The 12524-nt window shown below is 72.6% G+C and carries 13 protein-coding genes; 9 read left to right on the top strand and 4 right to left on the bottom strand.

What is annotated here, in order from left to right; translation table 11 throughout:
- Positions 1–1013 precede the first annotated feature (1013 nt).
- Entirely contained in the window at positions 1014–2495 is a 1482-nt protein-coding gene (argG, locus tag ABD437_RS19780; RefSeq protein ID WP_344650352.1) for an argininosuccinate synthase, read from the bottom strand.
- A 64-nt stretch (positions 2496–2559) separates the two neighbouring features.
- On the opposite strand from argG, the gene ABD437_RS19775 reads away from it, so the two are divergent.
- Together ABD437_RS19775 and ABD437_RS19770 are read left to right on the top strand one after the other, a co-directional pair.
- Entirely contained in the window at positions 2560–3207 is a 648-nt protein-coding gene (locus ABD437_RS19775) for a TetR/AcrR family transcriptional regulator (protein ID WP_344650351.1), read from the top strand.
- A 99-nt stretch (positions 3208–3306) separates the two neighbouring features.
- Complete coding sequence (locus ABD437_RS19770) at positions 3307–3510, top strand: cold-shock protein (protein ID WP_035855122.1); 204 nt, start codon at positions 3307–3309, stop codon at positions 3508–3510.
- A 60-nt stretch (positions 3511–3570) separates the two neighbouring features.
- Here the strand turns inward: ABD437_RS19770 and ABD437_RS19765 are convergent, their stop codons facing one another.
- Together ABD437_RS19765 and ABD437_RS19760 are read right to left on the bottom strand one after the other, a co-directional pair.
- Positions 3571–5055: a serine hydrolase domain-containing protein gene (locus ABD437_RS19765; protein WP_344650350.1), complete on the bottom strand. Its 1485-nt coding sequence runs from the start codon at positions 5053–5055 to the stop codon at positions 3571–3573.
- Positions 5052–5543, bottom strand: a complete 492-nt coding sequence (locus ABD437_RS19760; RefSeq protein ID WP_344650349.1) for an ArsR/SmtB family transcription factor — start codon at positions 5541–5543, stop codon at positions 5052–5054. The genes ABD437_RS19765 and ABD437_RS19760 overlap by 4 nt, the downstream gene beginning before the upstream one ends.
- 75 nt (positions 5544–5618) lie before the next feature.
- Here ABD437_RS19760 and ABD437_RS19755 point away from each other — a divergent pair, with 75 nt between their 5' ends.
- Genes ABD437_RS19755 through ABD437_RS19745 form a run of 3 tightly spaced genes read left to right on the top strand, consistent with a single transcriptional unit; the run spans position 5619 to position 7672 of the window.
- A complete protein-coding gene (locus ABD437_RS19755; protein WP_344650348.1) occupies positions 5619–6362 on the top strand; it encodes a dienelactone hydrolase family protein in 744 nt (247 codons plus the stop codon).
- Between the two features lie 2 nt (positions 6363–6364).
- Positions 6365–6640: a DUF6295 family protein gene (locus ABD437_RS19750; RefSeq protein WP_344650347.1), complete on the top strand. Its 276-nt coding sequence runs from the start codon at positions 6365–6367 to the stop codon at positions 6638–6640.
- Between the two features lie 9 nt (positions 6641–6649).
- Entirely contained in the window at positions 6650–7672 is a 1023-nt protein-coding gene (locus tag ABD437_RS19745; protein ID WP_344650346.1) for a uroporphyrinogen decarboxylase family protein, read from the top strand.
- Between the two features lie 162 nt (positions 7673–7834).
- On the opposite strand, the gene ABD437_RS19740 is transcribed toward ABD437_RS19745, so the two are convergent.
- Positions 7835–8656: a PaaX family transcriptional regulator gene (locus tag ABD437_RS19740; protein WP_344650345.1), complete on the bottom strand. Its 822-nt coding sequence runs from the start codon at positions 8654–8656 to the stop codon at positions 7835–7837.
- 203 nt (positions 8657–8859) lie between these two features.
- Here ABD437_RS19740 and ABD437_RS19735 point away from each other — a divergent pair, with 203 nt between their 5' ends.
- Genes ABD437_RS19735 through ABD437_RS19720 form a run of 4 tightly spaced genes read left to right on the top strand, consistent with a single transcriptional unit; the run spans position 8860 to position 12522 of the window.
- Complete coding sequence (locus ABD437_RS19735; RefSeq protein ID WP_344650344.1) at positions 8860–9777, top strand: transporter substrate-binding domain-containing protein; 918 nt, start codon at positions 8860–8862, stop codon at positions 9775–9777.
- Positions 9774–10637, top strand: coding sequence for an amino acid ABC transporter permease (locus ABD437_RS19730; protein ID WP_425558187.1), 864 nt, complete (start codon positions 9774–9776; stop codon positions 10635–10637). Before ABD437_RS19735 ends, ABD437_RS19730 begins: the two co-directional genes overlap by 4 nt.
- Entirely contained in the window at positions 10634–11410 is a 777-nt protein-coding gene (locus tag ABD437_RS19725; RefSeq protein ID WP_344650343.1) for an amino acid ABC transporter ATP-binding protein, read from the top strand. Before ABD437_RS19730 ends, ABD437_RS19725 begins: the two co-directional genes overlap by 4 nt.
- On the top strand, positions 11407–12522 hold the full coding sequence (locus ABD437_RS19720) for a CapA family protein (protein ID WP_344650342.1): 1116 nt from the start codon (positions 11407–11409) through the stop codon (positions 12520–12522). The genes ABD437_RS19725 and ABD437_RS19720 overlap by 4 nt, the downstream gene beginning before the upstream one ends.
- Positions 12523–12524: the final 2 nt, after the last annotated feature.

Below are 12524 nucleotides of genomic sequence, written 5' to 3'. Positions count from 1 at the left end.
GTTGGCCGTCGTAGGCCCGGTTGGCCGTCGTAGGCCCCGGAAGGTGCGCTCCTGCGGCCCGGGACGACGCGGGCGGAAATGGCGAGCCGCAGATGTGCTGGGCCAGGCCGGCGATCAGCCCGTTCGTGACCGGGATCGGGCTCAGGTCCGATTCGCGTAGGTGGTGGCCGCAGCCAGCCCGGAGATGACAGCCGGGTGGGTGGTGGCCGCGGCCAGCCCGGAAATGACAGCGCGATCGGGGCAGCGACTGCGGTCGCGAAGGTGGGCGCGATCGCGCGGGTGGGCGCGATCGCCGGGGTCGCGCTGTCTCGTAGTGGGCGCGGCCGCGCAGGTGGGATTGAAACACGGGTCGCTGCCCTGGAAGGCGCCGGCGGAGACGGCGGGCTGTATGCCGTGTTCCGCGGCGGTAGCGGCCATCGCCGGGCCGGTCGACGCGGTCCGCGGCCTCGATCGTGACGGTGGTGGCTCCCATCGCACGCTTCCGCATGCCGCTGCTGAGCCGCAGCCGCAGTGGACCGCAGCCGCAGGGGAGCCGCCCTAGGCCACCGCCCCGAGGGGCCGCAGCCGCGGTGGGCCGCAGCCGCAGTGGAGCTGCGCTCGACCGCCGCCGCGGGGGGCCGCAGCTGCTGTGAGGCCGCCCCGAAGCCGCTAGCCGCCCCGAAGCCGCTAGCCGACCCGAAGCCGCTAGCCGACCCGAAGCCGCTAGCCGACCCGAAGCCGCTAGCCGACCCGAAGCCGCTAGCCGACCCGAAGCCGCCAGCTGCTCTGGAGGTGCCAGGCGCCCACCGGCCCCAGCTGTCCTGCAGCTGTACCTACAGGGCCGCGACCCTCAGCGCGGCCGCAGCCGAGCCGCCGGGCGGCTGACCGCGCCGCGTCGGACTCGGGCGCATCGTCTGCGCCCGAGGCCCGCCTGTCCGCTCGAGGCTCTGGGTCACCCTCGCGGGTGGTGGCGGGCTGACCATCGGCCACCGGTCGTTCAGGGCACCGCGACCTAGCCGACCGCCGCCGCCCCGTCAGTCGGTGCCCGACTCCAAGGCGGCCAGGTCGAGCAGTTCGTCGTCGCCGGGGACGTCGCTTCGGCGGGTGCGGGCGCCGCCCGCGGCGATGGCCTCGGCGCCGCCCTCGGACATGGCGCCGATGAGGCCGGTGGAGGCCGCCTGGGCCGCGCCGGTCAGGCTCGGCCGGTCGGTGCGCGCGGGCACCGTGCCCACGATGCCCAGGCCGACGTACTGCTCGAGCCGCGCCCGCGAGTCGGCGATGTCGAGGTTGCGCATGGTCAGCTGGCCGATGCGGTCGACCGGGCCGAACGCGGCGTCCTCGGTGCGCTCCATCGACAGCTTGTCGGGGTGGTAGCTGAACGCCGGGCCGGTGGTGTCGAGGATCGTGTAGTCCTCACCGCGGCGCAGGCGCAGCGTGACCTGCCCGGTGACCGCGGACCCGACCCACCGCTGGAGCGACTCGCGCAGCATCAGCGCCTGCGGGTCGAGCCACCGACCCTCGTACATGAGACGGCCGAGGCGGCGGCCCTCCACGTGGTAGCTGGTGAGCGTGTCCTCGTTGTGGATCGCGTTGACCAGCCGCTCGTACGCGGCGTGCAGCAGCGCCATGCCGGGCGCCTCGTAGATGCCGCGGCTCTTCGCCTCGATGATGCGGTTCTCGATCTGGTCGGACATGCCCAGGCCGTGACGCCCGCCGATCGCGTTGGCCTCCAGCACCAGATCGACGGCGGAAGCGAACTCCTTGCCGTTGATCGTGACCGGGCGGCCCTGCTCGAAGCCGATCGTGACCTCTTCCGGGGCGATCTCGACGGACGCATCCCAGAAGCGCACGCCCATGATGGGTTCGACGATCTCGATGCCGGTGTCGAGGTGTTCGAGCGACTTCGCCTCGTGGGTGGCGCCCCAGATGTTCGCGTCGGTGGAGTACGCCTTCTCGACGCTGGAGCGGTACGGGAGGTCGCGGGCGAGCAACCACTCCGACATCTCGGTGCGGCCGCCGAGCTCGGTGACGAACTGGGCGTCGAGCCAGGGCTTGTAGATCCGCAGCGACGGGTTGGCCAGCAGGCCGTAGCGGTAGAACCGCTCGATGTCGTTGCCCTTGAACGTGGAGCCGTCGCCCCAGATCTGGACGCCGTCCTCCAGCATGGCGCGGACGAGCAGCGTGCCGGTGACGGCCCGGCCCAGCGGCGTGGTGTTGAAGTAGGCCCGGCCGCCGGAGCGGATGTGGAACGCACCGCAGGCCAGCGCGGCGAGGCCCTCCTCGACCAGCGCCTCACGGCAGTCGACCAGGCGCGCGATCTCGGCGCCGTAGGTACCGGCACGGCTGGGCACCGACGCGATGTCGGGCTCGTCGTACTGCCCGATGTCGGCCGTGTAGGTGCACGGCACCGCGCCTTTCTCACGCATCCACGCGACGGCCACGGAGGTATCGAGGCCGCCGGAGAAAGCGATTCCGACGCGTTCGCCAACAGGGAGGGAGGTCAGCACCTTGGACACGAAGCAAGTATATGCATAGTGGTGCATGGTCATGCAACCCCGCCGGATGGCTAGGCTGAGCAGCATGCCCGACCGGCCGTTGCGGCGAGACGCCGAGCGCAACCGGCAGCGCGTCCTGGCCGCCGCCCGCGAGGTCTTCGCCGCCCGGGGCGTCGACGTGACGCTCGACGACATCGCGCACCACGCCGGCGTGGGGGTGGGCACGGTCTACCGCCGGTTCCCGAGCCGCGAGCTGCTCGTCGAGGCGTTGTTCGCCGAGCGGCTCGAGCGGCTGGTCGCGCTGGCCGCCGAGGCGCGCGCCGACCCCGACCCCTGGGCCGCGCTGGTGCGCTTCGCCGAGCTCTCGGCCGCGGACATGGCCGCCGACCGGGGCCTGCGTGACGTCGTGTTCAGCCGGGTCCACGGGCGCGAGCACGTCGAGCGGGCCCGGGCGCGCCTGGAGCCGGAGATCGACGACCTGGTGGCCCGTGCGCACGCGGCCGGTGCGTTGCGGCCCGGCGTCGCGGGCGGCGACCTGGTGATGCTGCAGTTCATGGTCGCGGCGGTGCTGGAGTACTCCGAGAACGCCGCGCCGGGGCTGTGGCGGCGGTACCTCGCGGTGGCGCTCGACGGGCTGCGGAGCGGGTGCGAGCGGCTGCCCGGCGCGTCACCTGACGCAAATATTTTGACTCGTGTCGCTCAGGAGTGGCGCCCACCACGTAGACCGGCGTAATCTTCGGCGTGCCTTCACCCATTGGTTTGACAGATGGGGAAAGCTGAGGGCGGCGTCCCCGTTCGGGGCGTGTGGTTTTTTTTCGGAGGAATACAAAGCATGGCTACTGGCACCGTGAAGTGGTTCAACTCGGAGAAGGGATTCGGGTTCATCGCCCCGGATGGAGGCGGACCTGACGTCTTCGCCCACTACTCGGCGATCCAGGGACAGGGCTACAAGGAGCTGACCGACGGTCAGTCCGTCGAGTTCGACATCACGCAGGGCCAGAAGGGCCCGCAGGCGTCGAACATCACGCCGCTGTAACTAGACTTCGCTCTCAGGGCCCGCGCCCGGCATCCGTGCCGGACGCGGGCCTTGATTCGTCTACAGCAGAACCACCACCGCTACGACGACGCTCGCCGCGGCCGATCCCGCGAACCCGAGCCACCGCACCCACGCGTGGCCGCCCGCGCGCACCGGCAGGTCGCGCCAGCGCAGGGCGAGCAGCACCGCGCCACCGGCCGCGGCGCCGGCGCCGAGCGACCAGAACACCGGCGGGATCGTCAGCCAGTCACCGAGCCGGTGGGCCAGCAGCGCCACCGCCACGGCCGCGAGCGCCGACTGCACCACGCGCAGCCGATCGGGCGCCGACCGGTACCGGTGCGCCTCGCCGGGCCGGGCGACCGCCAGGAGCGGCAGCGTGAGCGCCAGGTACAGCACGAGAAGAACCGTCACCGCCCACTGCCAGGGCACGAGCGCGGTGCCCGAGGGCTCGGCGTCGGCGCCCAGCATCCGGATGCCGATCCACTCGACGTCCCGGTTGGTGTTGCCGAGCACCACCACGCCCTCGCCCGCCGCCCGGTCGAGGCCGACGTAGGACCGGAAACCGCCGGTGCCGCCGTTGTGCCAGGTGATGTCGCCGTCGGTGAACCACGCGTACCCGACGCGCCGCTCGTCGCCGTCGGCCCACCGCGGGGTGGTGGCGTCGGCGCCGGGCGCGGTTCCGTCCATCGTCGCGGTGACGAGCTTCGCCAGGTCGGCCGCGGTCGAGCGGACGCCGACGCCGGCCGGGGCGTACCCGAGGCCGGTCCAGGCGGCGGTGCGGCGGCCCGACGCGGTGGCGCCCTCGGCCCACCCGCGGTCCGGGCCGGCGTCGATCGTCGTGCCGGACATCCCGAGTGGACGCAGGATCCGCTCGGTGACCAGCTGCGGGTAGGGCGTGCCGGTGCGGGCGGCGAGCGCGTGGCCGAGCAGCGCCAGGCCCAGGTTGGAGTAGCGCACCTCGCCGCGCCCGCCGCCCACCGACGTGCCCGCGGCCTCACGCAGCAGGTCCTCGACGCTCTGGCCGTACGGGTCGCCGCCGGTGACGTTGGTCCAGGCGCCGGACAGCACGGTCGCGGGTCCGCCGCCCAGCCGGGGGAGCCCCGAGCGGTGGCTCGCGAGCTCGGCGAGCGTCGCGTCGCCGACGGCCGGGTCGGTGAACCGGACGTCGGGGAACGCGGTACGCAGCGTCTCGTCGGCGCGGACGTCGCCCGCGGCGACCAGGTCGGCGAGCAGCATGCCGGTGAACACCTTGCCGATCGAGCCGATCTCGAACCGGGGTCCGCCGGCGTCGTCGCCGACGAGCGTGGTCGCGGTGCCCGACCGGTCGACCCGCGCGACCGCGAGACCGCGGTAGCCGCCGGCCTCGTCGCCGACGACGTCGAGCACCCGCCGGGCCAGTGCGTCGTCGCCGCGGTGGGTGTCGCGAAGGTGGTGGGGCGCCGGCCCTCCGAGTAACGCCAGTGCGGCGACGACGACGCCGACGGCGATACCGGTCAGCGCGCGGTGTCCCGGTGCGCGGGGGGTTTCGGTGACGGTGGCGGTCATGTCCTCACTCCCGACAGGATGACGAGCAGGGGCACCACCCGTTCCGGCGGCACGGCGTAGCGTCCGCGGGCCGCCGACTGCAACCAGCCGGCCGCGACCAGGTGGCGGAGGTGGTGGTAGAGCTGGCCGGTCGTGCCGAGCTCTTCGTCGTCGGCCAGTTCCGCGGTGGTGCGTGCGCCGGTGAGGATCCGGTGGAGCAACCTCAGGCGCACCGGGTGACCGAGGGCGGCGAGCCGGTCGGCCCAGGCCGACCAGTCCGCCTCCAGCAGCGCGGGCACGGGCGTGCCGTACTGCCAGTCGTAGTGCTCGCCGGTGGGTAGCTCGACCGTCCCGGTGAACAGCACGCCGTTGTCGGTGCGTGCTTTCAGCCCGTCCAGGGCCCAGAAGACGTCGTCCGGGACGGGCGGAGCGGCTGCTCCGGTGCTCTCGAGCGCGTCCAGCCTGCGCTCCAGCGCGGCCACCCGGTCAGCGAGCGATTCGTCGGTCACTCCTCCATTATTACGCAACTACGTAATTACGTCCAAGACTAGGGTTGAGCGGAGCAACCGACGAAGGGGATTCCGTTGATCGGCGATCTGCGAGCGGACACCGTGCGCATCGAGGGTGCGAACGGTGACGAGATCGAGGCCTACCTGGCGCTCCCGGCGGACGACGGCCCGCGCGGCGGCGTCGTCGTCATCCACCACCTGCCCGGCTACGACGCGGCGACGAAGGAGATCACCCGGCGCTTCGCCGCGCTGGGTTACGCCGCGATCTGCCCGAACCTCTACAGCCGGGAGGCGCCCGGGGCCGACCCGGACGACGCGGCCGCGGTGGCCAGGGCGAACGGCGGCGTGCCCGACGAGCGGTTCGTCGGTGACGCGGCCGGCGCGGTCGCCCACCTGCGCGGGCTGCCCGGCTCCACCGGCAAGGTCGGGACGATCGGCTACTGCTCCGGCGGCCGGCAGTCGTTCCTGGCCGCGCTGAGCATCGACGTCGACGCGGCCGTCGACTGCTACGGCGCGTTCGTGGTCGGCACGCCGCCGGACGGATTCCCGCTGCGTGTCGGCCCGCTGGTGCAGCGCGCGCCGGAGCTGCGGGCCCCGCTGCTCGGCCTGTTCGGCAACGACGACAAGTACCCGAGCCCGGAGCACGTCGACGAACTCGAGCAGGCCCTGAAGGACGCCGGGAAGCCCTACGAGTTCCACCGCTACGACGGCGCCGGCCACGCGTTCTTCGCCACCGACCGCCCCTCCTACCGGCCGGAGGCCGCGGTGGACGGCTGGCAGCGGATCCACACCTTCTTCGGCGAGCACCTGGGGGCCTGACGATGTGCACCTACGAGACCGCCACGCTGACGATCAGCGGCGCCGGCAAGGGCCGCGAAGGCTGGTTCCCGCTCACCGACGCCACCGTGTACTTCGACCACCCGGTGTCGGCGCCGCAGGCCCACACGCTCAACATCGATTTCCGCAACCCCGAGCGCGGCGCCGCGGCCCGGGTGGCGGTGGAGCTCGACCCGGCGGCGGCCCGCCGGCTGGCCGAGTCGATCCTGCGGATGCTGGACGCGGCCCCGCCCGGACTCGTCGAGGAAAGCCTGGCGTAAATTCGGCCCATGCTGCTCGCGTCGTCGGTGGTCGGTAGTCTCCCGCAGCCGGAATGGCTGATCGACCGGTCCAAGCTGGCCGGCCGGATGCCACCGCGGGTGCGGGCCAAGGAGCTGTGGCGGGTCGCGCCCGACCAGCTCACCGAGGCCCAGAACGACGCGACGCTGGTGGCGATCCGGGCGCAGGAGGAGGCCGGGCTCGACATCCTCACCGACGGCGAGATGCGCCGGGAGAGCTACTCGAACCACTTCGCGACCGCGCTCGAGGGCGTCGACATCGACAACCCGGGCACGACGATCAACCGCAACGGCGAGCCGTACCCGGTTCCGCGGCTCGCCGGGCCGATCAGCCGGCCGGCGCCGATCCAGGTCGAGGACGTGAAGTTCCTGCGCGCCCACACCGACAAGATCATCAAGATCACCGTGCCGGGGCCGTTCACGATGTCGCAGCAGGCCCAGAACGACCACTACCCGGACGCCGAGTCCGCGGCGATGGATCTCGCGGCCGCGGTGAACGCCGAGATCAAGGACCTGCACGCCGCGGGCGCGGACGTCGTCCAGATCGACGAGCCGTGGCTGCAGGCCCGCCCCGAGATCGCCCGCGAGTTCGGCGTCCGGGCCCTCAACCGCGCGCTCGAGGGCGTCGTCGGCACCACCGCCGTGCACCTGTGCTTCGGGTACGCGGCGCTGGTGCACGAGCGGCCGGCCGGGTACTCGTTCCTGCCGGAGCTGGCCGCGTGCACGGCCGACCAGATCTCGATCGAGACCGCGCAGTCGAAGCTCGACCTGGGGGTGCTCGAGGACCTGGCCGGCAAGACGATCATCCTCGGGGTCATCGACCTGTCGACGCCCGAGGTGGAGTCGTCGCAGGTCGTGGCCGACCGGGTGCGCCGCGCGTTCGACCACGTGCCGCCGGAGCGCATCGTGCTCTCCACCGACTGCGGCATGAAGTACCTGCCCCGCGCGTCCGCCCAGGGCAAGATGCGCGCCCTCGCCGACGCGGCCGCGATCCTGCGGGCCGAGGTCTCCTAGGGCCTGTTTCAAAGGCCAGCAGCCCACCGTGGCCGCGGCCCAGGCGACGACCGGCCGCGTTGTCGGTCTTTCCGGATACAACAGCGGTATCCGGAAAGACCTCCGCCTTGCCGCTCGCCGCCTGGACCACGCCCACGGCGGCCTGAACCTTTGAAACAGGCCCTAGTCCCAGTCCGCCGAGGTGTGGTGGCGGGTCAGGGCAGTCAGGTCCGGGTCGTGCTGGGTGACGAGTTGGCGCGCGCGGTACTCGGCCAGCGGGCCGAGCGTGTCGTAGACCTCGGCGAACAGCGCGTACCCGGCGGCGCGGGGCCAGGACGCGGGCAGCAGCCGGTCCGGTAACCCCGGGTCGAGCGCCGGGATCCGCCGCCACGCGTCCATCAGCCGCACCCGCGCGACCAGCGCCTCGGCCGCGCCGACCGCGCCCGCGCGCACCCGGTCGCGGATCGGCCGGTAGGTCGCCAGCACGTCGAGGTAGGCCGCTTCGGCGCCACGCAGCGGCCAGGCCCCGAGCGGCGGTGAGCCCACCGTCTCCACCCGGAAGATCGACATCGTGTCCAGCGCGTGCGCGCGCAGCACGTCCTCGACCGCGGTGACCGAGGCCCGCGGCGAGATCCAGACGCCGTCGAACAGCGCCCCGAACCCGAACCAGCGCAGCGCGGTGCGTACCTGGTGACGCACCTGACGCCGCTCCTCCGGCACGCTGAACGCGACGAGCGTCCAGCGGCCGTCCCAGTCGTCGTCGGGGCGGCCGAAACGCAGAATGCGCCCGGCGGCCTCCCGGACGCTCGCGCGCGCGGCGGGGGAGAGGCGCAGCCGGGCGCGCCGCCCCGCGCGCGTGCTCAGTACGGTCCCGCGGTCGGCCAGCCGGGCGATCGCCCGCCGTGCGCTCGCGGCCGACGTGCCGAACGCGCCCATCATCTCGACGACGGCTCCGAGCGGCACCTCGGCGTCCTCGTCGAGCCAGAAGTCACCCAGCACCGTCACCAGCAGATGCTGCGGGTTGGCCCCAACCCGTGCGCGCGGTAGCACGTTCGACGACGAAACTGTCACACGACGACTCTACGGCCTCGTTTCCGCCCGACCTCTTGACGCGGAGGGGGTGCGGCATACGACACTCAGCACCTCGACGTGTGACAGTCATCCTGGCGCGCGTCAAACAATACGTCTCAATGACAGAGGGGTCAGAGATGATGACGTTAGCGAGGTTCGCCCTGGCCGGAGCGCTGGGAATCGTCGTGCTGGCCCTCTCGGCCTGCGGCGGAGGCTCCGACACCACCCCGTCCGGCGCGAAAGCTCCCTCGGTCGACGCCCAGGCCCTGTTCCGGCCGGAGCTGCACGACAAGCTGCCGAAAGCGATCCAGGACAAGGGCGAGATCGTGTTCGCCGGCGACCCGCACCCGCCCTACCGGGTCGTGGCCCAGGACGGCACGGTCACCGGGTTCGACCCCGACCTGCAGAAAGCCCTCGGGGCCGTGCTCGGCGTCAAGACCCGGATCGAGGTGATCGCCGGGCTGCCCGCCGCGCTCACCGGCATGAAGGCCGGCCGGTTCGACGCGTTCAACGGCCCGGTGAAGGACACCCCGGCGCGCGAGAAGGACTTCGACAACGTCGTCTACATGACCTCGCGCACCGCGTACCTGTTCAAACAGGACTCCGACGTCAAGGACGCCGCCGACCTCTGCGGCAAGACCGTCGCCTACGTGTCCGGCAGCATCGTCGAGGGCCAGCTCGAGGGCCTCTCCACCTGGTGCGCCAAAGCGACGAAACCCGCGGTCAAGGGGCAGCCGCTCGCCGACACCAACGCCACGGTCCTGTCGGTGCGCTCCGGCCGGGCCGACGCGCTCGGCGCGACGCAGGCCGGCGTGCTCGACATCCAGAACGCCGCGAAAGGCCAGTACAAGTACGTGCTGCAGCGCGACGAGCAGGGCGCCGGCGTCGACCAGCTCGCGCTGCTGGCCCCGAAGACCGGCGGGCTCGGGCCGGTGCTGCTCGACGCGTTCCGGGTGCTGTTCGAGTCGGGGCAGTACGACCGGATCATGAAGGCCTACGGCCTCACCGACGTCGCGGTCGACGCCCCGGCGCTGAACGTGGCCGCGAAGCCGTGACGCTCACGGCGCACCAGCCCCCCGACACCGCCGACTACGCCGGGCGGGCCACCGGGCACGTGCGATGGGGCCACTGGGCCGTCGGCGTCGTCCTGCTCGTCCTGGCCGCCCAGCTCGTGCGCTTCCTGGTGTTCAACCCGGCGTTCGAGTGGAACGTCGTCGGCCGGTACCTGTTCGACCCCGCGGTGCTGCGCGGCCTCGGCACCACGATCCTGCTGGCGGTCGCCGCGATGCTCGTCGGGCTGCTGCTCGGCACCACGATCGCGGCCTGCCGCCTCTCGGCGTTCGCACCGCTGCGGTGGGCCGGCACCGCCTACGTCACGGTGTTCCGGTCGATCCCGCCGCTGGTGCAGCTGATCTTCTGGTTCAACCTCGGCTACCTGCTGCCGCGGATCTCGGTCGGCGTCCCGTTCGGGCCGGAGTTCGCCGGCTGGTCGAGCAACGACCTAATCACCCCGGTCACCGCCGCCGTGCTGGGCCTCGGCCTCAACGAAGCCGCGTACCTCGCCGAGATCGTCCGCGGCGGCCTGCTCGGCGTCGACGGGGGCCAGCGGGAAGCCGCGAAGTCGCTGGGCTACAGCGGGTGGCAGACGTTCGCGCGGGTCACGATGCCCCAGGCCATGCGCACGATCATCCCGCCCACCGGCAGCCAGTTCATCACCGTTCTCAAGGGCACGTCGCTGGTCAGCGTCATCGCGATGGCCGACCTGCTGTACTCGGTGCAGACGATCTACGGCCGCACCTACCAGGTCGTGCCGCTGCTGATCGTCGCGGTGCTCTGGTACCTGGTCGTCGTCTCGCTGTTCAGCCTCGGCCAGCAGCGCCTGGAGCGGTACTTCGGCCGGGGAGCGCACCGATGACCCCGGTACTGACGGTCCGCGGCCTGCGCAAACGCTACGGCGACCAGGTCGCGCTCGACGGCGTCGACCTCGACGTGGACGCCGGCGAGGTGGTCGCGGTGATCGGGCCGTCCGGGTCGGGCAAGTCGACGCTGGTGCGCTGCGTGCACCAGCTCGAGCCGATCGACGACGGCGCGATGTACCTCGACGGTGAGCTGCTCGGCCACCGGCGCACCGGAGCGCGCCTGCGGGTGCTGCCGGAGAAGGCGGTCGCGGCCCAGCGTCGCCGGATGGGCATGGTCTTCCAGCAGTTCAACCTGTTCGGGCACCGCACGGTGCGCCAGAACGTCGTCGACCCGCCGGTGCTCGTCCACGGCACGCCGCGGGCCGAGGCCACCGCGCGGGCCGAGGAACTGCTGGCCACGATGGGACTGTCCGACCACGCGGGGAAGTACCCGCGGCAGCTCTCCGGCGGGCAGCAGCAGCGGGTCGCGATCGCGCGGGCGATGGCCACCCGTCCCCGGATCATGCTCTTCGACGAGCCCACCAGCGCGCTGGACCCGGAGCTGGTCGACGAGGTGCTCAGGGTCGTCCGTGACCTGGCCGCGGCCGGCACCACGATGCTGCTGGTCACCCACGAGATGGCGTTCGCCCGCGACGTCGCCGACCGCGTCGTGTTCATGGCGGCGGGGCGGGTCGTCGAGACCGGGCCGCCGGCCGAGTTGTTCACTGATCCCCAGACACCCCGCCTGCGTGAGTTCCTCGCACGCTTCAGATTGGGAGCCGCCCGATGACCACCCTGCTCGCCACCGGCGACCTCGTCCTCGACGAGCCGGACCCGGACTCGTTCTTCGACGGCGCACGCGACGTCCTGCGCGGCGCGGACGTCGTGATCGGGCACGTCGAGGTCCCGCACAGCACGTCGACCGCGCAACTCTCCACCGACGTGCCCGCGCCGCCGGCCGACCCGGCGCACCTCAAGGCGCTCGGCGCGGCCGGGTTCACCGTCGCCACGCTGGCCGGCAACCACGTGTTCGACGTCGGTGAGCAGGGTGTGCTCGACACGATCGCCGCCTGCCGGGACGCCGGGCTGGTGACCGCGGGCGCCGGCGCGAACCTCACCGAGGCGCGGACCCCGGCGATCGTGCCGACGGCGGGCCCGACGATCGCGGTGCTCAGCTACAACTGCGTCGGACCGCGCGACTCGTGGGCGCGCAGCCAGAAGGCCGGGTGCGCCTACGTGCGGGTGCTCACCCACTACGAGCTGGACCACGCCAGCCCGGGTGGCCCGCCCGAGATCTTCACGTTCGCCGACCCGGCGAGCCTGGACGCGATGGCCGCCGACGTGCGTGCCGCCCGGGAGCGCGCCGACGCCGTCGTGGTCGCTCTCCACAAGGGCGTCGGGCACACCCCGGCCGCCATCGAGATGTACGAGCCGCAGGTCGCGCGGGCCGCGGTCGACGCCGGGGCGTCGGTGGTGATCGCCCACCACGCGCACATCATGCGCGGCGTCGAGATCTACCGGGGCGCGCCGATCTACCACGGGCTCGGCAACTTCGTCACCGTCACCCAGGCGCTCAACCCGACCGGCGGCGAGAGCGCCGAGCGCACCGCCTGGGCCAAGCGCCGGGTGGAGCTGTTCGGCTTCGCACCGGACCCGGCCATGCCCACCTACCCGTTCCACCCCGAGAGCCGGAACACCGCGCTCGCGACGTGCACGTTCGCCGACGACGGCCGGCTCGTCTCGGCCGGGCTGATCCCGTTCTACATCGACGGCGACGCGGTGCCCCGGCCCGCCACCGACGACCGGGTCGCGGACTACATCGAGGACATCACGCGCCGGGCCGGCCTCGACACCGAGTTCCGCCGCGAGGAAGGGCTGATCGCGCTGCCCGGCGTCGGCTGAGC

The organism is Cryptosporangium japonicum, assembly GCF_039524755.1.
Lineage (GTDB): Bacteria > Actinomycetota > Actinomycetes > Mycobacteriales > Cryptosporangiaceae > Cryptosporangium > Cryptosporangium japonicum.
The sequence above is the reverse complement of the archived record's forward strand: the minus strand, read 5'-3'. Positions and strand labels throughout refer to the sequence as shown.